General features: G+C 36.9%; 24 protein-coding genes, 1 pseudogene and 1 riboswitch. Of the genes and pseudogenes, 18 read left to right on the top strand and 7 right to left on the bottom strand.

Translation table 11 applies throughout. The annotated features are described in order from the left end of the window. Positions 1-22: 22 nt before the first annotated feature. The 4 genes from kynU (at position 23) to WAX74_RS17825 (ending at position 3,496) form a co-directional block, all read left to right on the top strand. Positions 23-1,294: a kynureninase gene (gene kynU / locus WAX74_RS17840; protein WP_336499023.1), complete on the top strand. Its 1,272-nt coding sequence runs from the start codon at positions 23-25 to the stop codon at positions 1,292-1,294. 14 nt (positions 1,295-1,308) lie between these two features. Further along, the gene (kynA, locus tag WAX74_RS17835) at positions 1,309-2,163 is read left to right on the top strand and encodes a tryptophan 2,3-dioxygenase (protein WP_336499022.1); all 855 of its coding nucleotides are present in this window, start codon (positions 1,309-1,311) and stop codon (positions 2,161-2,163) included. 12 nt (positions 2,164-2,175) lie between these two features. Beyond that, complete coding sequence (kynB, locus tag WAX74_RS17830) at positions 2,176-2,802, top strand: arylformamidase (protein ID WP_336499021.1); 627 nt, start codon at positions 2,176-2,178, stop codon at positions 2,800-2,802. A gap of 409 nt (positions 2,803-3,211) precedes the next feature. Then, positions 3,212-3,496: a DNA-binding protein gene (locus tag WAX74_RS17825; RefSeq protein WP_336499020.1), complete on the top strand. Its 285-nt coding sequence runs from the start codon at positions 3,212-3,214 to the stop codon at positions 3,494-3,496. Between the two features lie 10 nt (positions 3,497-3,506). On the opposite strand, the gene WAX74_RS17820 is transcribed toward WAX74_RS17825, so the two are convergent. Both WAX74_RS17820 and fabZ read right to left on the bottom strand, forming a co-directional pair. After that, complete coding sequence (locus WAX74_RS17820; RefSeq protein ID WP_336499019.1) at positions 3,507-4,244, bottom strand: class I SAM-dependent methyltransferase; 738 nt, start codon at positions 4,242-4,244, stop codon at positions 3,507-3,509. 24 nt (positions 4,245-4,268) lie between these two features. Continuing rightward, positions 4,269-4,694 (bottom strand): 3-hydroxyacyl-ACP dehydratase FabZ, encoded by a 426-nt coding sequence (fabZ, locus tag WAX74_RS17815; RefSeq protein WP_336499018.1) that lies wholly within the window; start codon positions 4,692-4,694, stop codon positions 4,269-4,271. A gap of 185 nt (positions 4,695-4,879) precedes the next feature. On the opposite strand from fabZ, the gene WAX74_RS17810 reads away from it, so the two are divergent. The 4 genes from WAX74_RS17810 to metH all read left to right on the top strand — a co-directional run bounded on the left by WAX74_RS17810 (position 4,880) and on the right by metH (position 13,001). Beyond that, positions 4,880-6,265: a protoporphyrinogen oxidase gene (locus WAX74_RS17810; RefSeq protein ID WP_336499017.1), complete on the top strand. Its 1,386-nt coding sequence runs from the start codon at positions 4,880-4,882 to the stop codon at positions 6,263-6,265. A 128-nt stretch (positions 6,266-6,393) separates the two neighbouring features. Then, entirely contained in the window at positions 6,394-7,347 is a 954-nt protein-coding gene (locus tag WAX74_RS17805) for a nuclease-related domain-containing protein (RefSeq protein WP_336499016.1), read from the top strand. 197 nt (positions 7,348-7,544) lie between these two features. Next, positions 7,545-7,649, top strand: a riboswitch (SAM riboswitch). A 74-nt stretch (positions 7,650-7,723) separates the two neighbouring features. Then, the gene (locus WAX74_RS17800) at positions 7,724-9,583 is read left to right on the top strand and encodes a bifunctional homocysteine S-methyltransferase/methylenetetrahydrofolate reductase (RefSeq protein WP_336499015.1); all 1,860 of its coding nucleotides are present in this window, start codon (positions 7,724-7,726) and stop codon (positions 9,581-9,583) included. Beyond that, positions 9,564-13,001: a methionine synthase gene (metH, locus tag WAX74_RS17795; protein WP_336499014.1), complete on the top strand. Its 3,438-nt coding sequence runs from the start codon at positions 9,564-9,566 to the stop codon at positions 12,999-13,001. The genes WAX74_RS17800 and metH overlap by 20 nt, the downstream gene beginning before the upstream one ends. Before the next feature lie 372 nt (positions 13,002-13,373). On the opposite strand, the gene WAX74_RS17790 is transcribed toward metH, so the two are convergent. After that, positions 13,374-14,138, bottom strand: coding sequence for a DUF817 domain-containing protein (locus tag WAX74_RS17790; protein WP_336499037.1), 765 nt, complete (start codon positions 14,136-14,138; stop codon positions 13,374-13,376). Positions 14,139-14,344: 206 nt separating this feature from the next. Here WAX74_RS17790 and WAX74_RS17785 point away from each other — a divergent pair, with 206 nt between their 5' ends. The 10 genes and pseudogenes from WAX74_RS17785 to WAX74_RS17740 all read left to right on the top strand — a co-directional run bounded on the left by WAX74_RS17785 (position 14,345) and on the right by WAX74_RS17740 (position 20,418). Continuing rightward, positions 14,345-14,668 (top strand): hypothetical protein, encoded by a 324-nt coding sequence (locus tag WAX74_RS17785; RefSeq protein ID WP_336499013.1) that lies wholly within the window; start codon positions 14,345-14,347, stop codon positions 14,666-14,668. A 25-nt stretch (positions 14,669-14,693) separates the two neighbouring features. Further along, complete coding sequence (locus WAX74_RS17780) at positions 14,694-14,864, top strand: hypothetical protein (protein ID WP_336499012.1); 171 nt, start codon at positions 14,694-14,696, stop codon at positions 14,862-14,864. A gap of 4 nt (positions 14,865-14,868) precedes the next feature. Then, on the top strand, positions 14,869-15,639 hold the full coding sequence (locus WAX74_RS17775; RefSeq protein WP_336499011.1) for a class I SAM-dependent methyltransferase: 771 nt from the start codon (positions 14,869-14,871) through the stop codon (positions 15,637-15,639). 16 nt (positions 15,640-15,655) lie between these two features. Beyond that, positions 15,656-16,103 (top strand): annotated as a pseudogene (locus WAX74_RS17770) (NUDIX hydrolase). Positions 16,104-16,124: 21 nt separating this feature from the next. Further along, a complete protein-coding gene (locus tag WAX74_RS17765) occupies positions 16,125-16,553 on the top strand; it encodes a GNAT family N-acetyltransferase (RefSeq protein WP_336499010.1) in 429 nt (142 codons plus the stop codon). A gap of 45 nt (positions 16,554-16,598) precedes the next feature. Continuing rightward, positions 16,599-17,327, top strand: a complete 729-nt coding sequence (locus tag WAX74_RS17760) for a class I SAM-dependent methyltransferase (RefSeq protein ID WP_336499009.1) — start codon at positions 16,599-16,601, stop codon at positions 17,325-17,327. Positions 17,328-17,361: 34 nt separating this feature from the next. Further along, on the top strand, positions 17,362-17,562 hold the full coding sequence (locus WAX74_RS17755) for a hypothetical protein (RefSeq protein ID WP_336499008.1): 201 nt from the start codon (positions 17,362-17,364) through the stop codon (positions 17,560-17,562). 56 nt (positions 17,563-17,618) lie between these two features. Further along, entirely contained in the window at positions 17,619-18,857 is a 1,239-nt protein-coding gene (locus WAX74_RS17750) for a M20 family metallo-hydrolase (protein ID WP_336499007.1), read from the top strand. A gap of 102 nt (positions 18,858-18,959) precedes the next feature. Beyond that, positions 18,960-19,583, top strand: coding sequence for a TetR/AcrR family transcriptional regulator (locus tag WAX74_RS17745; RefSeq protein ID WP_336499006.1), 624 nt, complete (start codon positions 18,960-18,962; stop codon positions 19,581-19,583). Positions 19,584-19,911: 328 nt separating this feature from the next. Then, complete coding sequence (locus WAX74_RS17740; RefSeq protein WP_336499005.1) at positions 19,912-20,418, top strand: GNAT family N-acetyltransferase; 507 nt, start codon at positions 19,912-19,914, stop codon at positions 20,416-20,418. A gap of 44 nt (positions 20,419-20,462) precedes the next feature. Here the strand turns inward: WAX74_RS17740 and WAX74_RS17735 are convergent, their stop codons facing one another. From WAX74_RS17735 to WAX74_RS17720, 4 genes are all read right to left on the bottom strand, one after another. Continuing rightward, positions 20,463-20,669, bottom strand: a complete 207-nt coding sequence (locus tag WAX74_RS17735) for a twin-arginine translocase TatA/TatE family subunit (protein ID WP_336499004.1) — start codon at positions 20,667-20,669, stop codon at positions 20,463-20,465. A gap of 158 nt (positions 20,670-20,827) precedes the next feature. Further along, complete coding sequence (locus WAX74_RS17730) at positions 20,828-22,552, bottom strand: GMC family oxidoreductase (RefSeq protein ID WP_336499003.1); 1,725 nt, start codon at positions 22,550-22,552, stop codon at positions 20,828-20,830. An 18-nt stretch (positions 22,553-22,570) separates the two neighbouring features. Continuing rightward, positions 22,571-23,320, bottom strand: coding sequence for a gluconate 2-dehydrogenase subunit 3 family protein (locus WAX74_RS17725; RefSeq protein WP_336499002.1), 750 nt, complete (start codon positions 23,318-23,320; stop codon positions 22,571-22,573). A 31-nt stretch (positions 23,321-23,351) separates the two neighbouring features. Beyond that, a complete protein-coding gene (locus WAX74_RS17720; RefSeq protein WP_336499001.1) occupies positions 23,352-23,609 on the bottom strand; it encodes a hypothetical protein in 258 nt (85 codons plus the stop codon). Positions 23,610-23,701: the final 92 nt, after the last annotated feature.

Below are 23,701 nucleotides of genomic sequence, written 5' to 3'. Positions count from 1 at the left end.
ATAAGGGAAGGTGCTTCATCGAATGGATATTGCATTGCATTATGCGAAGAAATTAGATAATCAGGATATTTTAAATCGCTATCGAGATGAATTTTATTTGCTGCCAGATATCATGTATATGGATGGGAATTCTTTGGGGTTATTGTCTAAAAGAGCGGAGCTGTCACTTTTATCGATACTTGATTCATGGAAGAAATACGGGATTGATGGGTGGACACAAGGTGAGCATCCTTGGTATTACTTTTCGGAAACGTTAAGTGAGATGTGTGCACCGCTTGTTGGTGCGATGAAAGAAGAAGTTATGATTACAGGTTCAACTACTACGAATTTACATCAGTTAGTTGCAAGTTTTTATCGCCCCGAAGGAAAACGGACTAAAATATTGGTGGATGAATTGAACTTTCCTTCTGATTTGTACGCCATAAGTAGTCAGCTGTTGTTACATGGATATAACCCAGAAGAACATATGAAGTTCGTAAAAAGCCGTGACGGGAATACTCTAATAGAAGAAGACATAATAGAATCGATGACCGACGATATAGCTCTAATCGTGTTACCGAGTGTGCTGTATCGGAGTGGACAAATATTAAATTTGAAAGCGCTTACTAAAGCTGCGCACGAAAGAAATATCATTATTGGATTTGATTTGTGTCATTCTATTGGGTCCATCCCTCACTATGTGGATGATTGGAACGTAGATTTTGCATTTTGGTGTAATTATAAGCATCTTAACGGAGGTCCTGGTGCAGTTGGTGGATTATTCGTCAATCGGAAGCATTTTGGACAAAAGCCTGGACTCGCTGGTTGGTTCGGGTCTCATAAAGAGAAGCAGTTTGACTTGGAAACTGAAATGTCACCAGCACCAGATGCAGGTGCATATCAAATCGGTACGCCGAATATATTAAGTGCTGCGCCATTATATGGTTCGTTACAAATGTTTGCGGAGGTGGGCATTGAAGCTATTCGTGAGAAATCATTAAAGTTAACAGACTACATGATGTATTTAATAAAGGAAGAGTTGAGGGATTTTCATTTTAAAATTGCCAATCCAGTTGACCATGAGGAGCGGGGAGGACATATTTATCTTGTTCATGAAGAGGCTGCTCGCATTTGCAAGGCATTGAAGGAACACCAAGTTATTCCTGATTTTCGCTCGCCAAATGGCATCCGTTTGGCACCTGTTGCATTGTATAACTCATTTGAAGATGTGTGGAATACTGTGCAGATTTTGAAAAAGATTATGACAGAAGAAACGTATAAAAAATACGAAAACAAGCGAGATGTGGTTGCATAAAAAGGAGGGCTTATATGTCGGAGGATATTTCGAAGCTGCATGAAAAGCTGAAAGATGAAAAAGGGATTCATACGGATTTTCATGATGATATGACCTATGGGGATTATTTGCAACTTGATAATATTTTATCTAGTCAAAAACGCTTGTCAGGTCATCATGATGAAATGTTATTTATCATTATTCATCAAGTAAGTGAGCTTTGGATGAAGTTAATCTTGCATGAATTGACTAGTGCTATTCAAGCGATCCAAGAAGACAAAATGCAAGCTGCTTTTAAAATGCTAGCCCGTGTGACAAAAATCCAAACACAGATTATTCAAGCTTGGGATGTACTCTCAACATTAACTCCAGCAGAGTATTTAGAGTTTCGCGATAAACTTGGCAAATCATCTGGCTTTCAATCCTTTCAATACCGACAAATTGAATTTGCCCTCGGTTATAAAACAAAGTTTATTCTTAAGATTTATGAGAAGGATTCACGATTATACGAAGAGCTCGAAAAAGCATATCATGCACCAAGCATTTATGATGTAGCAATTCAAGCATTAGCCAAAGCAGGGTTTAAATTGAACCCGACCACTGTGAATCGAGATTATTCCGTTACATATGGAGGTGACGAGACAGTCGCAGAGGCATGGAAAGAAGTCTATCAAAACGTGGATCAGTATTGGGATTTGTACCAACTAGCAGAAAAACTCGTAGATGTGGAGGATTGGCTCCAGCAATGGCGTTTCCGCCATATGAAAACTGTCGAACGTATTATTGGTTTTAAAACTGGAACGGGCGGATCTTCGGGAGTAAATTATTTACGTAAAGTGTTGGATCATCGTTTTTTCCCAGAGCTCTGGGATTTAAGAACAAGTTTATAAGGGGGGATGTTAATGGAGAAACGGTGGATAGACATCTCACAGTCGTTTTCAAATAAAATTGGTACTTGGCCTGGTGATACACCTTTTCATTTTGAACTAGCTTATTCGAAAGAACAGACCGGTTCAGTTAATATTGGTCGTTTTACAACTAGTGTACATACCGGGACACATGCGGATGCACCATTTCACTTTGACAATGACGGAGCAACGATTGAGCAGTTAGACATCAATATTTATATTGGTCGAGCTAAAGTAATTGATGTCTCTGGATTGGAATCAATTGGTCGAGATGAATTGCGATCATTTGAGCTAGAAGGGGCGGAACGCTTACTTTTAAAAACCATCCAACATGTTAATGTGGAGCAATTCCCAACTAAGATTTCGGTATTAAAAGAGGATATTGCCGCATTTTTGCAGGAGAAAGGAATTTTCTTAATTGGCGTTGACCGTCCTTCAGTAGATGCATTGGACGATAAAGAATTACCAGCGCACCATGCACTTTATCGACACGGTGTTCATATTTTAGAAAATTTATTTTTACAAGAGGTCATCCCAGGGGATTATGAATTGATTGCCTTACCTCTTAAGATTGTTGGGGCAGATGGCAGTCCATTGCGTGCAGTGCTAAGACAGGTTTAATGAAGAGAAGGATAGAAATACTCTATCCTTTTCGATTTTACAAAATTGCGAATATCGCTAGAAATATACATATAATTGCTAAAATGAATAGAATAAAAGAATTGAATTTACTTCTTCTCAATTTAAAACCGTAAGCTCCAAAAAAGATAGCAGCAGCTAACTTTGATAAGCTTTCATAATAAACATTATACGAAAAGAATGAACTACTAAAAATAATGGTACTTAGCAATGTGACAGAGATCAATAACTTGAACCACATTGGCTCACTTAGGAATTGTTTTATCACGAATTTTAACCATCCAATAATTGTCTTCCCCCTCTCATTCTCTACTAATATTAATATATTAATGAAACTTAACTCTTATCCCTTCGTATGACATTTATAGATTTTTGAAGGAGGTAATAAAGAATGGATATAAGTTTTTTCTGGCTAGGTATTGGCCTTGCGGCGATGGGTTATTTTATAGGCGATGGATTAAAGAACTTTAACAACCCGAAAGGAAGTTCTTCTGGATACCCCACTCTCATTAGGGAAAAAGATTTACCAGTGTACCTTGGATTGAGTAAGGAAGAAATACAGGAATTACTTAGAAAATATCCCGATGCACCAAAAGTAGAGTTAAACGGTACTACCTATTATCCGTATCATCAATTATTAGATTGGCTGTCATCAAACGATATTTATAAAAGCTAGAGTGTGTTTTTTAAACACACTCATATACATGAAAAGGGCTTCCTAATCCATAGCCGTCCTTTACTTCGTGAAGAACAATTTGATTAAATCCGTTCGACATAAGAATATCTTCAAATTCCCCAGGTTTGTAAAGACGAATTGGGAAATCCATTAGCTCTGTTTTTTCTATCTGTGCATCTTTTACTAATTGGTATTTCAACTTATTAATTAATAACTTATTTTCCTGATCATAATGTGATTTCTTATATTCAACTATAACTCCATTGTTAAATTTTTTGCGATTCGTTTCCTTCCATTCAGGTATTCCTTTTATTTCACCACTTTTTGTCATGATCGTTAAAAGTAATCTGCCGTCTTCTTTTAAAATAGATTTCATATTTGCAAGACTATCGGCTACTAAATAATCAGGCAGAAGGGAAAACGAACCAAAAGGAATGATGATTAAATCATATTTGTTAGGACTTTCAAATACCTCTATTTTTCCAAGAGATACTGGAGGATTCAGATTTAACTTTCTACCTTTTTCCTTACAAACTTTCAGCATTTCTTCTGAGATATCAAATCCTTCTATATCGATCCCTTTTTGCAGAAAAGGAAGTAGCATTCTACCATTACCACACATTGGTTCTAATACTTTCATGTTTTTATCCTTCACAAATGAAAGATAAAATTCGAGTTCTTTCCCGTCAGCATAAGACTTATCACTCTCGTAAATTTGTGTGCAAAGCTCTCCGTAATATTCGTTCAAATAAATTTCCCCTTTTACAACTACTTAATTACCGAATGCAAAGATTAACTCTGTTTCACATACTAATTCACCATCGACTGTAGCAATTCCTTTTCCCTTGCCAATGGGACCTTTTAATCGAGTAATTTCTACTTCCAATCTAAGCTGGTCTCCAGTTTTTACTTGCTTTTTAAAGCGGCAATTATCAATGCCTGCTAAAAGCCCTAATCTTCCTTCATTTCCTTCTTTCGTTAGCATGACTATTGCACTTACTTGTGCTAAAGCCTCTACTATTAACACTCCTGGCATTACTGGATAATTTGGAAAGTGGCCATTGAAAAATTCTTCATTTGCAGTGATATTTTTAATACCTATTGCTTTTCTTCCTTCTTCCACCTCCAATATTGTATCAACTAAAAGAAAAGGATAGCGATGTCTAATAATATTCATTACTTTTGCTGTTTCTAACATAATAAAACCTCCATTCAAAACTATTTTATCACCTGATATTAGTAGTTAGTACTATTTATATTAATTTTGACGAAAAGGTAAACTTTTAATGGAATAGTGGAAGAATAGTGAGGTTAGTCATACCAGTTGTTTTGAAAAGAGATTATACTAGGAGTACGAGTAATTTCGAACTAGGAGTGAATATTTTGAAAAGAGTAGTTGTGGTTGGTGGAGGAATTACAGGACTTTCTACGTTGCATTATTTACAAAGACTTAAAATAGAAAAAGCATTAAATGTGGATTTGATTCTTGTGGAAGCGAATGAATATTTAGGCGGTAAAATTCATTCTGTAAAAAATGATAGCTTTATCATGGAAACAGGCGCTGATTCAATCGTTGCCCGAAATGAAGGGGTAATGCCTTTTGTTGAGGAGTTAAAATTACAAGACAAGCTTGTTTATAATGAAACTGGTATTTCGTATATTTACACGAATAATGAGCTTCATGCAATTCCAGCTGATACGGTATTCGGAATTCCAACAAGTGAGGAGTCTTTGGAGAGTAGTACGTTAGTGTCGGATGAGGGTAAAGAAGAGGCATTGAAAGATTTTGATTTTCCTAATGAAAGCTTTACGAAAGAGAGTTCGGTTGGTACATTTCTTGAGCATTTTTTAGGGAAAGAGTTAGTGGAGAAACAAATAGCACCCGTGTTGTCTGGAGTTTATTCGGGGAAACTAGAGGATCTCACTATAGCTTCCACACTACCTTATTTGATTGACTATAAAAACGAGTACGGCAGCATCATTAAAGGGTTAGGAGCTCATAAAGAAAAGTTCGAAGCAGCGGCAAATAAAAAATTCATCTCCTTTAAAGGGGGTCTTTCTGCATTAATCAATCGCTTGGAGGAAGAATTGAGCGAATGTACTATTATAAAGGGAGTACATACAGAGAAAGTTATGAAAACAGAAGCGGGTTATGATGTTTTATTGGCAAATGGAGAAACTATTGAAGCTGATTTTGTAGTACTAACGACTCCGCATAATGTGACGCAGAACATACTGCAAGATAAAGACTTAGATGTGGATTTTAATAAATTGAAGAATTCATCATTAATTAGTATTTATCTTGGTTTTGATATTCTCGATGAGCAGTTACCTGCTGATGGTACTGGTTTTATTGTTTCGGAAAATAGTGACGTGAAATGTAATGCATGCACATGGACGAGCCGGAAATGGAAGCATACATCTTCGAGTGGAAACTTGCTCGTTCGAATGTTTTACAAAAGCACCAATCAAGCGTTCGAGAGTATGAAGCATATGAGTGAGGAAGAGTTGGTGGAAGTAGCTTTACAAGATATTGATAAGAGCCTGAAGCTTAACGGCAAACCTAAAGTAGTAGAGGTAACTAAATGGAATGAACAAATGCCAAATTATCATTTAGAGCATGGCGAAGCGATAAAGTCATTGAATCAGAAATTAGAATCTATGCTTCCGAATGTATTGCTTGCTGGATGCTCCTATTATGGAGTTGGAATTGGTGCATGTATTAAAAATGGTAAGGAAACGGCGGAAATGATTGCAGCTAGAATTTAATTTAAGAAGTAACTTTTGGACCAAAATTCGATTTTGGTCCTCTTTTAATTGTAGGAATGAAATTGTTGCTGTTTTAGTGAAATTTACATGTTTTGTATATGTGATACGATGCGATTGGGGGTGTTAAAATGATAGTCAAAACGCGTTCGCATGAACATAGCATTATTGGTCTACAGATATTGAATAGAAGGTTGCCAGATACACACGAGATGAAGGAGTTGATTCATTCGAAAATGCAAATGGCAAAGGCAGGCGTATATGGAGAGGTACGAATGGATTGGGTGTTTCAGAAGTATTCATTTCCATTTGAGTATGTGGTGCTACATGATGTGAGTTTAGAATCGTACGGGAAATTTCAAATAGATACAGTATTTCTAACTCAGTACTTTGCTGTGGTTTTGGAGAGTAAAAATATTGGTGGTAGTTTACGTTTTAAGCAGAATCCTTCTCAGCTTATGCGAGAGAATGAAGAGGGAAAAGTGGATGTGTTTGAGAGTCCAGAGGTTCAGATTGAACGAAATATATATTTGCTCGAAGATTGGCTGAGATTGCAAGGAGTGAAAATTCCTGTGTATGGTGTAATCGTGTTGACGAATTCAAGGGTGAAGGTTGTAGAGCCTTCGGTAAAATATCCCGCGGTTCTTCATTCGACGATTCCAGTATTTTTGCGGAATATGGTTCGGGAAAATGTGTATTTAACAGTAGATGAAATACGCGAGGTGGCTGAGAAAATAATTGCCAGTCATCAAACATACTTGCCATTTCCAATGTGCGGTCGCTGGGGCATTAATCCACATGAATTGCTGACAGGGGTCTTTTGTGAAAAGTGTGAGACGCATGGGATGGTTAAAAAGAAAAACGGTTGGAACTGTTTTCGGTGTGGCCACGTAGATCGCTTGGCGCATGAGAAGGCGATTCGTGAGTGGTTTATGCTAATTGGGGATAGTATTAATAATCGGCAATGTAGATATTTTCTCAGATTGGATTCTTTTCAGGCCGCATCCCGCATATTAAATTCTATGGGGCTAACGAGAGAGGGCTCATCTAAACGCAACACAATTTATAAGTGGAATTGGTCATAAATTGATGAATCGGATGATAAAGTGTGATAATCGGATAATAAGTCGGGATTATCGGATAATAACTCAAGAAAATCGGATAATAATCACCAAAAATCGGATAATAAAAACACTCTAAATATGTAGAAAATTCAATCTACGTCTTGACGCTTTAGTTGAATAAAGGTACGATAAGTCTAACTTAAAAATTGAATACTGAATTCTTATCAAGAGAAGCTGAGGGACTGGCCCTTTGAAGCTTCAGCAACCAGCCGTTTGGTCAGGTGCTAATTCCAGCAGATGCTTAAGTGTCTGATAGATGAGAAGGGACGAATTTTACATACTCGTAAAGCCTTCTTTTCATGGAAGGCTTTTTTTATTTGAGAGAGGATGATTGCGAATGGGTTTATTAGAGAAGCTTCAAACGAATGTGTTGACTGCTGATGGAGCGATGGGGACACTGCTTTATTCATATGGAATCGATTATTGTAATGAGGAACTAAATATCCAGAAGCCAGAGATCATTGAGAAGATTCACCAGGACTATATAGTTGCAGGTGCGGATATTATTCAGACGAATACGTATGGTGCGAACGCGATCAAATTGGCACGATACGGACTAGAGAATCAAATGAAAGAAATCAATGAAGCGGCGATTCAAATCGCAAAAAGAGTAGCTGCGCCAGCTGGACAATTCGTACTTGGTACGATTGGTGGAATTCGCGGTATTCGAAAGAGTGATGCGACCATTGATGAAATTATTGCGACGGTCAATCAACAAGCCACCCAACTACTATCAGGAAATCCGGATGGATTATTATTAGAAACTTACTATGATTTTGAGGAGCTTTCAGCAACGATTACGCATCTACGAAAGTTGACGGATACACCGATTATTGCGCAAGTATCGATGCATGATCCAGGCATCTTGCAAAACGGTATATCGCTAAATGACGCATTACATCATCTTGAAGCATTAGGGGCAAATATTGTAGGTGTCAATTGCCGACTTGGTCCTCATCATACGATTCAAGCGTTCGAAGGTGTTACTTTACCTGAAAAAGCATTTCTTTCGGCTTATCCTAATGCGAGTTTACTCGATGTGGAGGATGGTCGTATAGTTTACGAATCTGAGGCAGATTATTTTGGAAAAGCTGCTCTATACCTCCGTGAAGCAGGAGTTCGATTAATAGGCGGTTGCTGTGGTACAACACCAAAACATATTGAAGCCGTGAAAAAAAGAATTGGAACCCTACCTCCAATTACAGATAAAATCGTAACACCTAGAAAGCCGATAATCATTCAAGAAGCAGAACCAACTATTAATCAGCCGCTTCATGAAAAAGCAAAAACCGAAAGAACAATCATCGTGGAACTGGATACGCCACGCCATTTAGATACAACCACTTTTATGGAAGGCGCAGAACAGCTCAATGCAGCTGGAATTGATGCAGTGACGATGGCAGATAACTCACTTGCTTCTCCTCGTATTAGCAATATGGCGATGGGCTCGATGTTAAAATTACAAAACAATATTCGTCCACTGGCTCATATTACTTGTCGTGACCGGAATTTAATTGGCTTGCAATCACATTTAATGGGTCTCGATGCACTTGGAATTCATGATATATTGGCTGTTACCGGAGATCCAACTAAAATTGGAGATTTTCCAGGTGCAACAAGTGTTTATGATGTATCAAGCTTAGAGTTACTACAATTAATTAAACAGCTAAATGAAGGTATTTCATTCTCAGGAAAATCGCTTCGAAAAAAAGCCAATTTCTCTGTGGCAGCTGCCTTTAATCCAAATGTTCGGGTACTCGATCGCGCAGTAAAACGATTAGAGAAGAAAATCGAGTGTGGAGCTGATTATTTCATTACCCAACCTGTTTATTCGAAAGAAAAAATTGAAGAAATATATGAAGCGACAAAACATTTATCAACCCCAATTTTCCTTGGGATTATGCCACTGACAAATAGTCGTAATTCCGAATTCCTGCACAATGAAGTGCCAGGTATTAAATTATCAGACGAAGTACTAGAACGTATGCGTGCTTGTGGAGAAGATAAAGAGCGCTCTACTGCGGAAGGTATACAAATTGCTAAAGAGCTTATTGACACTGCTGCGGAATTATTTAATGGTATTTACATTATTACCCCGTTTTTCCGAGTAGATATGTCACTAGAATTAATTCGCCATATTAAAGAGATTGACGCAAAGAAAGCGAGAGAAAACAGCTATGTCAAAGCATCTAATTGAACAGGAACTTCAAAAAAGAATTCTTATTATTGATGGCGCAATGGGGACGATGATCCAAAATGCGAATCTCACTCCAGAAGATTTTGGTGGGGAAGAATACGAGGGGTGTAACGAGTATTTAAACGTTGTCAAACCAACTGTTATTGAACAAATTCATCGGGAATATCTAGAAGCCGGAGCAGATATCATCTGCACGAATACATTTGGTGGCACACCTGTCGTATTGAATGAATATGATCTTGGTGACCAAGCGCATGAAATTAATATACGTGCAGTACAGCTTGCGAAGAAGGTTGCAATTGAATTATCTACTCCCGACTGGCCGAGATTTGTGGCTGGTGCAATTGGACCGACAACAAAGACATTGTCTGTTACAGGTGGAATAACCTTCGATGAGTTAACAAATGACTTTTACATACAAGCAAAGGCATTGGTCGAAGGTGGCTCCGATGTTATCCTGTTGGAAACAAGTCAGGATATGCTAAACGTAAAGGCTGCAACCATTGGAATAAAGCAAGCATTTACAGAAACGGGTAAGGACCTTCCTATAATGATTTCTGGAACAATCGAGCCTATGGGAACGACGCTTGCGGGTCAAAGTATTGAAGCGTTTTATATTTCGATTGAACATATTAAACCACTCTCTGTGGGGCTTAACTGTGCAACTGGGCCAGAATTTATGACAGATCATATTCGCTCCCTTTCGGAGTTATCAGTTGGCTATGTTAGCTGTTACCCAAATGCAGGCTTACCGGATGAAGAAGGACATTACCATGAATCACCTGAATCGTTATCGAAAAAGTTAAAGGGTTTTGCAGAAAAAGGATGGCTAAATGTAGTAGGTGGATGTTGTGGAACTACTCCTGCCCATATTCAAGCAGTTCGCGAAGCGGTAAAAGATATTGCACCTCGGAAGCCAGCTGAAACAGGCCATGGTCATGTGGTTTCAGGGATTGAACCGTTACTATATGACGAAACAATGCGTCCACTCCTAATAGGTGAAAGAACAAATGTGATTGGGTCACGAAAATTTAAAAGACTTATTGTGGATGAAAAATTTGAAGAAGCTTCAGAAATTGCGCGTGCACAAGTAAAAGGTGGCGCTCACGTTATCGATATTTGTCTTGCTAACCCTGACAGAGATGAATTAGCTGATATGACCAACTTCATGAAGGAAGTTGTGAAAAAAGTGAAAGTGCCGCTTGTCATTGATTCGACGGATGAAAATGTCATTGAAGAGGCATTGAAATATTCGCAAGGTAAAACAATCATCAACTCCATCAATTTAGAAGATGGCGAAGAACGATTTGACGCAGTTATGCCGCTTGTCAAAAAATATGGAGCAGCTGTAGTAGTAGGAACGATTGATGAAGTGGGAATGGCGGTTACCCGTGAACGGAAGCTGGAAATTGCGGAACGTTCGTATGATTTGCTCGTAAATAAATGGGGACTTGCGCCTGAAGATATTATTTTTGATCCGCTCGTTTTCCCGGTAGGTACAGGAGATCAGCAATATATTGGCTCAGCAGTGGAAACAATTGAAGGAATTCGATTAATTAAAGAAAAGATGCCTCGTTCCTTAACTATTTTAGGAGTAAGTAACGTGTCGTTTGGTCTTCCACCAGTAGGGAGAGAAGTTCTCAATGCTGTTTATTTGTATCACTGCACACAAGCAGGTCTTGATTATGCGATTGTAAACACGGAAAAGCTAGAGCGATATGCATCTATTCCTGAACAGGAAATTGCGATGGCCAACGAGCTTTTATTTACAACAACTGATAAAACATTAGCTGATTTTACTGACTTTTATCGAGACAAAAAGAAAGAAAAAACCGAAGAGGATATCCCGAAAACGGTACCCGAACGTCTTGCTTATTATATTGTGGAAGGTACGAAAGAAGGGCTTATTCCAGATTTGGAAGAGGCACTTAAAATGTATGACAACCCCTTAGATGTTATAAACGGACCACTGATGGAAGGTATGTCCGAAGTAGGGAGACTTTTTAATGACAATCAATTAATTGTTGCGGAAGTTCTCCAAAGTGCTGGTGTAATGAAAGCGTCTGTTGCTTATCTGGAACAGTTCATGGAAAAGAAGGAAGATGACTCTGGTAAAGGGAAAATTGTTCTTGCGACTGTAAAAGGTGACGTACATGACATTGGGAAAAACTTGGTCGATATTATTTTAAGTAATAACGGTTATAAAGTAATTGACGTTGGAATAAAAGTAACACCTGCCACTTTAATAGAAGTTATTCGAAAAGAAAAGCCAGATATCGTAGGTTTATCAGGTCTTCTCGTAAAGTCAGCTCAACAAATGGTCATTACCGCACAAGACTTTAAAGAAGCAGGTATTGAAGTTCCAATGCTTGTAGGTGGAGCAGCGTTATCTCGACGATTTACAGAGACAAAAATTTCCGCTGAGTACGATGGGCCAGTCCTTTATGCAAAAGACGCGATGCAAGGTTTAGATCTCGCAAACCGTCTACAAAGTGAGGAAGATAAATCTGTTTTGCTAGAAGAATTAATAACTCAACAAGAAAAGCGGAAAGTAGCAGAAGCAGCTCGAGCTTCCAAACAAGCTGTAGCCGTGTTAACGAAACCAGTTAAAACAGTACGTGAAGATGTTCAAGTATACAAGCCAAAAGACTTACGTCGTCACGTTTTGAAAGACTATTCTGTATCTCACTTATATCCATACGTTAATATGCGGACACTTATCGGCCATCATTTAGGCTTAAAAGGGTATAGTGATAAATTATTGGAACAAGGCGACGAACGTGCGGTGGAATTACATGAACTAGTAACCGAGTTTCTAGGAGCTGGCATTCTAAAACCATCTGGTATGTATCAATTTTTCCCTGCTCAATCGGATGGAGACGATGTAGTGATCTATGATCCAACTGATAGCAAAACAGAAATAGAACGATATACTTTCCCGCGTCAATCTGTCGAACCATATCTTTGTTTAGCGGACTATTTAAAATCCGTAGAAAGTGGAGAAATGGATTATGTTGCATTTATGCTTGTTACTGCAGGACACGGCGTTCGTGGAGCAGCTAATATACTGAAAGAACAAGGAAAGTTTCTAGAAAGTCATGCATTGCAGGCAACTGCTCTTGAACTGGCAGAAGGGTTTGCTGAACGGATTCACCAGGAAATCCGAGATCAATGGGGCTTCCCGGATGCAACTGATTTCACAATGCGCGACCGATTCGCAGCGAAATACCAAGGCCAACGATTTTCATTCGGCTACCCAGCTTGTCCAAATTTAGAAGACCAAGCAAAATTGTTTGGACTGCTTAAACCAGAGGACATCGGTGTGCAATTAACCGAAGAATTCATGATGGAGCCAGAAGCATCGGTCTCTGCCATCGTATTTGCACATCCAGATGCTAGATATTTTGTAGTGGACTAAAATGAAACACCGCCAACTGATGGCGGTGTTTCTGCTTGACGACAAAAGTATTTTTATAAACGGCTATGAATAATGAAAAATATTTCTAAAGAGGTTTCTTTATCTAATTAAAAGTAAAGATAGTAGATATCTATATTAAATTGTTTATAAGGCAAGGACCACTACGAAGACTCCTTTGGGAACAGCTTGAGCAGAAGACCCCGCAGGAACGCAGTGACGAGGAGGCTGAAGCCAAGCCCAAGGAAAGCGAAGTGGTGGTCCTTGCCGAATTTAACATACAACTTTATGCACCCAAAATTGAGTTTGTCTACAGTTTCAAACACCGCCAACTGATGGCGGTGTTTTTTTGAGTAAAAATGCGAAACGCTCATTCTACTTAACAAGTTCCGCAGAACTTTTCACCCTCTTCAATTGTGCCACGATAATGACGCTTATAATGACAAGTAAAAACCAGGAGCTGATTTTTCCAATGTGGACAAGGGACCATGTAGCTTCTTGGTTTGGATATTGCCATGCCCCAAAGAATGTAGTGATATTTTCAGCAATCCAAATAAAGAAACCAATTAAAATGAAGGAGAGAATCATAGGCATTTTATAGATTTTATCGTTGATTTGAAAAGTGACGATCGTTCGTAAGAAAATAATAAAGAGTAGCCCCTTCAACCACCAGCGAATGTCATAGGTAAAGTGATGAGCAAAGAAATTAAGATAAATAAGAATGCTTATACCGACTGCCCAAAAGGACCTTGGCCAATGATAAATATGCAAATCTAAATGACGCCAGCTTTGACAAATGTAACTCGCGACGCTCGCATACATGAAACCACTATATAGCGGGACACCAAAAATCTTACTATATGCTGCCTCTGGATAACTCCAAGAACCCATATGGACCTTATATAATTCCAGTGCTAGACCTATTACATGAAATAAACATATGACTTTGAACTCATCGATTGTTTCTAATTTAGAGACAAGCATGAAGACTTGGGCTGCAATACAAATAATTAAAATTAAATCATATCTTGGTAAAAATGGAGTATTTACATATTTCGAAAAGGCAAGAGCGGCAAATATGATTACCGGAAAAACACAAGAAATTGCTTGTAAATAAACAAATCGTAAAAAGTTTTTCATAAGCCTAACCTCGGCTTTCTTCAAAAATTTGTATTGCTTACCATATGGACGAAAAGCATATTCACAAGTTTCTTGCTCAACACTGTATATAGACAATTACTTATATTACCTAGACACTTTAACCCAACTAGCATAATGTATAGAGATTTTATTTTATCATTAGGAGTGAAGTGGAATGTATATGCCATTTGGAGATGGCTATAGAGATGAAAGTCCGCGTCGAGACCGAGACCGATATCCTAGATACCCAAGATATCCTAGATATCCACAGTATCGGTATCCAAGATATCCGTATTATCCATATTATCCATACTATCCTTATTATCCGTACTATCCATATTATCCTTATTATCCAGGATATGGCTATCCAAGATATTAAGGAAGATACGGTTATTGAGAACTTTCTTCATCAATTTAATTTTCAGTTGAGAGAGGGGAATATCCCCTTTCTTTTTAAAAGCTTAATGAGAATGGACAACCTAGAAAGCAGGTATTTTAGGAAGGATGTCGAAGTAGTTATACCAAGATAGGAATCTATCCGATGGGGTGAATATTATGCTGTTTTTATTGTTACCAATAATTTTCGTAATGATTGGCTTGTATTGTGTCACATTAGCTCTTTGGGAGTTAAGAGTAGGTGCTGATCGAAAAAAGTATATAACCTATATGTTCACAGGTTTAGTATTAATCTTAATAGTTCCAAAATTATTAGTAGGGGAAATTTAATATAATGGTATTAGACAATTTCGAAGAATATGATAATCCTATTTTGTATGATCTTGAAAATAGTGCCTATGTAGATGATGTGAAATTCTTATCAAAATGGGCAGCTAAAACTGAAGGAATATTAATAGATTTGGCTTGTGGAACGGGCAGGGCCACGATTCCATTGGCTATGGAAGGATATAAATTAATTGGGGTAGACCTACATAGCGGCATGCTAGCCGAAGCAAAAAAGAAGGCATCTGATTTTCATTTGGAAATTGATTGGATAGAACAAGATTGTACCAAATTAGATTTGAAGGTCAAAAGTAACTTGATATTCACTGTTGGAAATTCCTTTCAACATTTTCTTGAAAATGAAGATCAAGATGGATTACTGAGATCTGTGAATAATCATTTAGAAAACGATGGAATCTTTATATTTGGCACCAGATTTCCGAATGCAGAGGAATTGTTACAACCAAGTACAGAAGAATATTGGAAAACTTATATCGATAAGGAAACTTGCCATAAAGTAGAAGTTTACACGATTAGTAGATATGAGTCATTGAACCAAGTGCAATACTATACAACGATAAGAAAGTATAAAAATCAAAACGGAGAACTAGTGAAAGAAGTAAAAACAAATATTAGTTTACGGTATGTGTTTCCAAAAGAAATGGAGCGACTATTATCTTCAAATGGATTCGAAATACTTCATGTATACAATGATTGGAATGAAACACCGTTGACAGATGATAGCGATCAAATGATTTATGTTTGCCGAAAAACAAAATAAGGCTATGGAGGTTATTATGGGTTATATCGAGGATTTACGTAATACTGTTGGGAATCAACCTCTGATATTAGTTGGAGTTGCTGTTGCAGTCATTAATGAACAAGGTGAATTTTTATTGCAAAAACGAAGTGATGGATTATGGGGTGTTCCTGGAGGTTTTATCGAATTGGGGGAATCAACTGAGGAAGCGGAAGAAGAGAAGTCTTGGAAGAAACGGGATTAGAAATAGGCAAGCTTGACTTAGTTGGTGTGTTTTCAGGAAAACAGTATTTTGTTCAATTACCAAATGGCGATAATTCTATCCTGTTACAATCGCTTATGTAACAAAGGAAATTAAAGGTGGAATTCTGAAGGCAGATGGGGAAGAAACAACAGATGCACAATTTTTTCAAGTAAAGGAATTGCCTGAGAAGCTTAATCCGCTTATTAAAAATCTTATTAAACAACATTCACTATCCCTCTAGAGCAGGAAGGAATGATATTTCATGCAAGAAAATATTCAAGAACTTACAAACAAAGAACAATGGTTAGAAGGCTTTCCTGTTATGAAACAGTTAAGAACAGAGTTAACGGAGGATACATATTTAGAGTTATTTAAAGAAATGAAGAAGGACGGGTATATGATGTATGCTCTTTACGAGAATAACCAGATTGTTTCATTGGCTGGTTTTAGTTGGAGAACAAATTTTTATAGTAAACGCCATATTTTCATTTATGATCTCGTAACAGATCATGCACATCGGTCATTCGGGTATGGAGAGAAATTATTAAATTTTATACATACCTGGGCTAAGGAAAATGGAGCTGAATATGTAGCATTAGAATCTGGCGTTCAGCGAGAAAATGCACACCGTTTTTATGAAGACAAATTTGACTATGAAAAATGGTGCTATTCATTTAGAAAATCTTTGTAACCAAAAGAGGTGGAAATCATCGAAGCGAAATCTAAAATTTTGAACATGAATAAGGATAGTTGGGAGAAATCAGCGGACCGATTTTTTGGAAGAACAGCTCTTCCCGAGTATGGACCCTTTTCAATAAACGAGGAACAGCACAAATTATTTGGTGATATTTCGAACCAAAAGGTATTAGATATTGGGTGTGGTAGTGGTCATTCATTACAATATATGGGTAACCGAGGAGCAGAGGAACTATGGGGATTAGACCTTTCTACAAAACAAATAGAAACAGCAAATAAAGTGCTGTCTAATCAACAGGTCAAAGTAACGTTATTCGAGTCTCCTATGGAGAAGAACCCCGGACTACCAAGCAATTACTTCGATATTGTCTATTCTATCTATGCGTTAGGATGGACAGTTGATCTACAGCTCACACTGATAAATATCCATAATTACTTAAAGCCAGGTGGGTTATTTATCTTTAGTTGGGAGCACCCTATCCACGATCGAGTGTCTTATAAGGAGTCTTCATTTATCTTCAATAAATCTTACAATATAGAGGGTCCAGAATACAATAAAGCGTGGCATAACGAGGTTATTATCCATCATCGCAAATTAAGTACATATATAAATACACTCATTGAATGTGGCTTTACCATTGAAAAAGTAATAGATGAAGTTATTTTTTCTGACAACAACATCTCAGAAAATCCTTCCAAATGGTATTCAACGCAAAAAGCACAATTATTGCCTGCAACGTTTATAATAAAAGCATACAAAAAAGCTTAAGTAAGTTGAAGACGCGGATTGGGAAGGTGAAGTGATGAAAAAATTTTGGGCAAGGTATAAACATTGGCTATTTTATAGCTTTGTAGTGATCGGTATAATAATTAGTTTTTCTAAATTTACATATTCCGTACAAGCTATTATTGCAACAGTCTTTGGTATAGTTGGTTTATTGGGAGTAACGTATCTTACTTTTCAAATAGAGGCTCAGAAAAGAAAGGAAAGTAAAAATAATTAAGCTTGGAGCCAATATGCCTTCCATGCTTGAACTTAACAATAGAGGGGGATTGTTGTATGGATAGTAAAAAGAGATATGAGTTGTTATTTAACAATATTAACCAATATAACTCCGGAGATACAGGTATCACAAGAATAGCATATACAAACGAAGAGCAAACCTGTACTCACGCGTTTATGCGAATGTGTATGGCAGAGCATTTAGATATTAGAATGGATTCGTGTGGAAATGTTATTGCACGAAGGCAAGGAAAAGTAGATGGGCTTCCTCCTGTAGTGATGGGATCCCATCTGGACACGGTATACCAAGGCGGTAAGTATGATGGAGTAGTTGGGGTTACGGCTGCTCTTGAAGTAATTAGACGTTTAAATGAGAAAGAAATTTTGACGGATCATCCGATTGAAATTATTTCCTTTGCGTGTGAAGAATCTGCTCGTTTTGGTGTTTCTACTATAGGTAGTAAAGCGATGGCTGGTCAATTTGACAAAAATAGATATCGGCATATAAAGGACAAAGATGGAATCACTATGGAGAAGGCATTTGCTTTGTGTGCATTGGATTATAATAGTGTGGACCAAGCAAGTAGAGTAAACGAACAGTTTAAAGCATTTTTTGAGTTACATATAGAGCAAGGTCCAGTCTTGATAAATAACAAAAAGAAAATTGGTATTGTTACAGGAATAGCGGCTCCTGTGAGGCTTCATGTGAAGATTAAGGGGACTGCTTCCCATTCAGGAACTACTCCTATGAATATGAGAAAAGATGCTCTTCTAGGTGCATCAGAAATTTCATTGGCTCTTGAAAAAGCTGCAAAAGACGAGGAGCAATTTGGAACTGTAGCCACAATCGGTGTTTTAAATGTACACAATAGTGCTATGAACGTAGTGCCAGGAGACGTAGAATTGAAAATTGATATAAGATCTACTTCTCTTCCGTCAAGAGAAAGAGTACTTGTTCGATTACACGAAACAATAGGACATATTAAAGAAAATAGAATGTTGGATATAGAAAGCGTTGAAATTAGCTCTGAAAAACCAGTATTACTATCAGAGGAAATAAATGATGTGCTTATAAACATTTGTGAAGAGAAGAAGTTCTCTAGCCAAATTATGCAAAGTGGAGCAGGCCATGATGCAATGAATATGGCTAAACTATGCCCGACAGGACTTATATTTATTCCTTCTTTCGATGGACTTAGTCACCATCCAAATGAGTATACACCCATTGATGATATTATGATTGGTATCGATTTATTGGAAGAAGTGATTCTACATTATTCTAAAAGTAATGAATAAATGCCAATGGAAATGAAAATTTCCTTGGCATTTTTCTATTTCTTTAGACGCATCTTCCTGCAGGACGATTGAATTATAACAATAGATAATCTATCCTATAGTATGAATTGGTTAGTTAGGGGGGGTTTTATGAGTTCTGTAAACGAAAAAAGCGGGGATAGAAGAATTAGGAGAACGAAAAGAATTTTTAAGACACATTTTATTAGTTTGATTAGGGAAAAAGGATATAAAAATGTAACGGTCACTGATATAGTAGGACGTGCAGATTATAATAGAAGCACTTTTTATTTGTATTTTAAAGATAAAGAGGATTTGGCTGAAGAATTGGTAACAGAAGTTTTAGATGAACTAAACAAATCATTTCGTCGTCCCTTTGAAGATACAATGATCGTAGATTATAAATTAATTTTGCCAACTTCGAATACTTTTTTTCAACATATATATGAGCATAAATATTTCTATGGACTGTTAAAACTGGAGGATACAATTCCAGGTTTTCGAGAGAAGTTTTTAAACAAGTTTAAAGAAATATTTTATGCAATAACCTATATTAACAATGAAAACAAAGAAATAAATTTAGATCATTTTAATACATACAAAATGTACGGTTCTTACGGCGTTTTATTGGAATGGATTGAGGGTGGTTGCATAAAATCGCCAGAGGAAATAGCCGAAAACCTTCTAGAAATTTTTAAGACAAAAGAAATTTTATTTAAGCTTAAATAAAATATAGATTTAAAGACTAAAGGTAGTTGGCTATTAGTCATGCTCATAATGTTGATCTTTATTATTATCTTTATTAATTCAAGATTTTTTTTCCTGAGGTAAATAGAAAATAATAAGGTTGCATTTTATTGGTTTGGAGAAGCGTCCGCTCGACTCCTGCGGGAAAGCGAGTGGTAAGCTTCGGAAAACCTGATCTATCCTATATAGAAATAAATTCGAATTTGTCTACAGTCTGATTTTATTTAAGTGAAAGGTGCATTTATGCAAGAGGAATTTATGCATTTTTTCTTGAACAAATAATATTGTTTCTTATAAAGGTGTGATAAAAATGGATAATTTCATACTAAGTACAAAAAGATTGGTATTAAGAAAAATGAATAAAGTAGATGCTGAGCGTTTATTGGAAATATTCTCAGACCCAGAAGCTATGAGATATTATCCAACTATAAAAAACGAACAACAGACGATTGAGTGGATTGATTGGACTTTAGATAACTACACAAAGCATGGTGTAGGGCTTTGGATTGTAGAGGATAAAGTAACTGGGGAGTTTCTAGGACAATGTGGAATAGTCCCGCAAGAAGTAGATGGTGTAATTGAAATGGAGATTGGATATCTATTTGTTAGACGTGTATGGGGAAAAGGATATGCTACTGAAGCGGCATTAGCTTGTAAAAATTACGGCTTTAACCAATTGAAATTAAATAAGATGGTCTCCTTAATAGATAAAAATAATATTCCTTCCATAAAAGTGGCTGAAAGAATTGGTATGCATGTGGAAAAAATCATTCATAAATGGGGTAAAGGTGTTTGTGTTTACGCTATATCCAATTGAAGAAAAAAACCAGCTAATCATTGAAAAATAGCTGGTTTTTAATATTATAATTTTTTCTCTACTTCAGTTTCTTTCGCTTCTAACTTGTTATCATCTTTTTCTTCATCATTTATAATATCTCGAGTCGAGGTTTTAAATTCTTTTAATGTTTGTCCAACTGCTCTACCTAATTGAGGTAATTTCGATGGGCCGAAGATGACAAGAGCTATAATCAAAACGAGAATTAAACCCGGTATTCCTATATTTGGCATGGAATTTCCTCCTTCTATTAATGGAATCCCTTTTAATATAACATACTTAGCAAGAAAAATGAGAAAGAGAGCCTCTTAATCATAGTGATAAAGGTGACTTCTATCTACACCAAAATCTATACAGAAAAACGTTGACTAATTCTGATAGAGAATTGTATTTATTTTGCAGTATTTAATTGACCTCCACCGTTTTTCAAGAATTGAATAATTCCTTCAGAAGCACGATAAGTAAGCGCTCCTACTGTTGGAGTTGGGTTTGTAGGTCCAAAGTGAGGAAAAGCGGAAGCTCCACAAACGAACAAGTTATCTACATCCCACATTTGTAAGTAGTTATTGACTGCAGAGTTGTCAGGATTGTCACCCATAATTACACCTCCAGCATCATGTTGGAAAGTAAATCGTCCTCCGAAGTGCTCGGACATTGGGATTGTATCGATAATGTCAGCACCCATTTCTTTCACTACTTCTGCGCATTTTTCCACTAAAAATTCATTTCTTTTATGATCGTGCTCTGTGTAATCGAAAGTTACACGAATTAATGGATCCCCGTTGTCATCTTTGTAGGTTGGATCCAAATCGAGATAATGATTTTTATGAGGCAAGATTGCTCTTTGAGAAACGACCATTAAATTACGGTAAAAATAGTGTAAGGAATTCTTTTTGAATTCTTTCCCCCACATAGGTGTACCCATTGGAACTAGATTATTAGCAATAGGTTCATTGCCCATTAAGTGCATTTCAATTTGTCCACCATGGATGAAATCAAAATTGCTATGGTCAAAATTATCAGCATTAAAGTCGTTATATGCAGAACCTAGTGATCCTGTACCGATGTAACTATTAAACTTCTTCTCTTCAAAATAACCAATTGCGCCTGTGATCGTATGATGGTCTGTATAATTCTTACCGATAACTCCTTCACCGGTTTTTGGATTATACTGTTTTCCGATTCCAGACAACAATAGTAAACGAACATTATTGAAAATATAGCTTGTTAATACGACAACATCTGCTGGTTGCTCAAATTCCTCACCAGTTCTTGTGTCTTTGTATAATACACCAGTAGCTTTTTTTCCATCATATAAAACACGTGTTACTAAAGAATTCGTACGAAGTTCAAAGTTACCAGTTTTTTTCGCAGTTGGTATAACCGTTACGATTGGGTCCGCCTTTGCTCCATATTCACAACCGTAGTTACCACAAAATGCACAGTATTGACATGCGTTTAATGTTTCTCCATCTGGATTTGTATAGGCTTCGGAAACGTTTGCCGTTGGAACTACGAATGGATGATAACCAAGTTTTTCAGCTGCTTCATGGAACATCTTCATTTGTGTTAATTTCTTTAATGGAGGTGTTGGGTAATCGATGGAACGAGGTCCAGCTAGTGGATCGACTTCTCCAGAAATACCAGCCATTTGTTCAAATTTAGAATAATATGGTTCAATCTCATCATACGTAAGACCCCAGTCTTGAATTGTAACCCCTTCAGGGATTTTACTTTCGCCATATTTCTCAATTGTTTTACTACGAATTTCAAAATCATAAGGGAAGTAACGATACGTTTGTCCACCCCAGTGTGCACCACCACCACCAGTACCAGTACCAACTACAAGTGCATTTTCGTCACGAACGGGCTTTGCTTCTTCATCTAATGTATTTCGGAAAGTAATCGTATCTTTTGTTAATTTTTGCATTAATTCTTTATGGATATTATATTTTAATTCATCGTGTCCATGTAAATAATCTTCAATTGTTCTTTCTACACCGCGTTCTAATCCAACTACTTTGTAGCCGGCTTTTGTTAGTTCCGCAGCAATGATACCACCTGTCCAACCCATACCTGTTGTAACTACGTCAACTTTAGGTAATTTTGTAACCATTACTAAACCTCCTAGTTATTAATGTTTTGTATGTCCACCTAAGCTAATAGGTTCAATTGAAACGAATTCATCTTTATCTAAATAAGCAGTGTAAGACATTTGTGCGCCAGGAAATTCTTTCATTTTCCAACCAGCCATGTTTTTGTTGCCCCCGTAAAGTGGATCTGAAAAGCAACCTTGTAATGTAAGAGTTCTTAGCAAGCCAAAGAAAGCAGCAGAGCTTACTAACTCCATCTCTACTTTTCCGGCTTCAAAAGTAGTTAATATAGCAATTTGTTGTTCTTGTGTTAAATCCTTAAATACTGTACCGTCATGTTCTTTTTCGGCAACTTCATTTAGTTTTCGGACACCTTGTAACAGTATTTCGCTCTTGTTAAGAGGTGTATCTCCCTTTTGAAAAGGACCTTTTCGATAATCATCTGCATTACTTCCCCAAGGACTAGCTAATTGCTTGTCGATAAAGTAAGGAGCACCTAATGCAATGGCACCTGGACCATGTTCATCTTCTGGATATATAATTTCAGTGGCTGCACTAAGCGCATCAAAATCTTTTTGACGTACGAAAAACTGACGAGTATCACTGTAATCGACAACTGTATGAGTTTTTCCGTCAACTGCTTTCGTAGTATTCTCTTGTTTTCCAATCACTAGGCTTCCAATAGCCCCCCCTAGTACAAGTCCGCCAACTGTTAATCCAGAATTTTTCATGAAGGTACGTCTGGAAGATCGTTTATTTAAAATAGGATTTTTCTTTTCATGTTCTGACATAATTTAACCCTCCTAATAGTTTTTAAGTTTATTAGTGTACAATGGCGTGCCAATTATAAACTAATGAAAATAAAGCAGTACACACTAGTAAAGAAGCAAGGAAGTATGTATATTTTTTACCTGACCAACAAAGGACAATAATGAATAACCCAATTCCTGCTCCTAATAATGAAAACCAAGGATACTCACTTTGATGAAAATAAAGAAAAAGGGCAAAATCCGCTACTATAAATAAAGCGAAGAATACTTGGTTTAATAGCGATAATTCTTCTCTGTTATATTGAGTCACATTTTTTCTCCTTTACATTAAGTTAGAAACTTTAATAACAAACAAAGAAAGTTTATCAATCTTTTGACATAGCCACAATCATTAAAACGATA

Source organism: Psychrobacillus mangrovi (assembly GCF_037104765.1).
In the GTDB taxonomy this organism is placed as follows: Bacteria; Bacillota; Bacilli; order Bacillales_A; family Planococcaceae; genus Psychrobacillus; species Psychrobacillus mangrovi.
This window is presented reverse-complemented; position numbering and strand designations above follow the sequence as displayed.

Excerpts from the sequence above, each read along its gene's own strand:
- kynU (WP_336499023.1), top strand. The coding sequence starts at position 23 with ATGGATATTGCATTGCATTATGCGAAGAAATTAGATAATCAGGATATT.
- kynA (WP_336499022.1), top strand. The coding sequence starts at position 1,309 with ATGTCGGAGGATATTTCGAAGCTGCATGAAAAGCTGAAAGATGAAAAA.
- kynB (WP_336499021.1), top strand. The coding sequence starts at position 2,176 with ATGGAGAAACGGTGGATAGACATCTCACAGTCGTTTTCAAATAAAATT.
- WAX74_RS17825 (WP_336499020.1), top strand. The coding sequence starts at position 3,212 with ATGGATATAAGTTTTTTCTGGCTAGGTATTGGCCTTGCGGCGATGGGT.
- fabZ (WP_336499018.1), bottom strand. The coding sequence starts at position 4,694 with ATGTTAGAAACAGCAAAAGTAATGAATATTATTAGACATCGCTATCCT.
- WAX74_RS17805 (WP_336499016.1), top strand. The coding sequence starts at position 6,394 with ATGATAGTCAAAACGCGTTCGCATGAACATAGCATTATTGGTCTACAG.
- WAX74_RS17800 (WP_336499015.1), top strand. The coding sequence starts at position 7,724 with ATGGGTTTATTAGAGAAGCTTCAAACGAATGTGTTGACTGCTGATGGA.
- metH (WP_336499014.1), top strand. The coding sequence starts at position 9,564 with ATGTCAAAGCATCTAATTGAACAGGAACTTCAAAAAAGAATTCTTATT.
- WAX74_RS17790 (WP_336499037.1), bottom strand. The coding sequence starts at position 14,138 with ATGAAAAACTTTTTACGATTTGTTTATTTACAAGCAATTTCTTGTGTT.
- WAX74_RS17785 (WP_336499013.1), top strand. The coding sequence starts at position 14,345 with ATGAAAGTCCGCGTCGAGACCGAGACCGATATCCTAGATACCCAAGAT.
- WAX74_RS17780 (WP_336499012.1), top strand. The coding sequence starts at position 14,694 with ATGCTGTTTTTATTGTTACCAATAATTTTCGTAATGATTGGCTTGTAT.
- WAX74_RS17775 (WP_336499011.1), top strand. The coding sequence starts at position 14,869 with ATGGTATTAGACAATTTCGAAGAATATGATAATCCTATTTTGTATGAT.
- WAX74_RS17765 (WP_336499010.1), top strand. The coding sequence starts at position 16,125 with ATGCAAGAAAATATTCAAGAACTTACAAACAAAGAACAATGGTTAGAA.
- WAX74_RS17760 (WP_336499009.1), top strand. The coding sequence starts at position 16,599 with ATGAATAAGGATAGTTGGGAGAAATCAGCGGACCGATTTTTTGGAAGA.
- WAX74_RS17755 (WP_336499008.1), top strand. The coding sequence starts at position 17,362 with ATGAAAAAATTTTGGGCAAGGTATAAACATTGGCTATTTTATAGCTTT.
- WAX74_RS17750 (WP_336499007.1), top strand. The coding sequence starts at position 17,619 with ATGGATAGTAAAAAGAGATATGAGTTGTTATTTAACAATATTAACCAA.
- WAX74_RS17745 (WP_336499006.1), top strand. The coding sequence starts at position 18,960 with ATGAATTGGTTAGTTAGGGGGGGTTTTATGAGTTCTGTAAACGAAAAA.
- WAX74_RS17740 (WP_336499005.1), top strand. The coding sequence starts at position 19,912 with ATGGATAATTTCATACTAAGTACAAAAAGATTGGTATTAAGAAAAATG.
- WAX74_RS17735 (WP_336499004.1), bottom strand. The coding sequence starts at position 20,669 with ATGCCAAATATAGGAATACCGGGTTTAATTCTCGTTTTGATTATAGCT.
- WAX74_RS17730 (WP_336499003.1), bottom strand. The coding sequence starts at position 22,552 with ATGGTTACAAAATTACCTAAAGTTGACGTAGTTACAACAGGTATGGGT.
- WAX74_RS17725 (WP_336499002.1), bottom strand. The coding sequence starts at position 23,320 with ATGTCAGAACATGAAAAGAAAAATCCTATTTTAAATAAACGATCTTCC.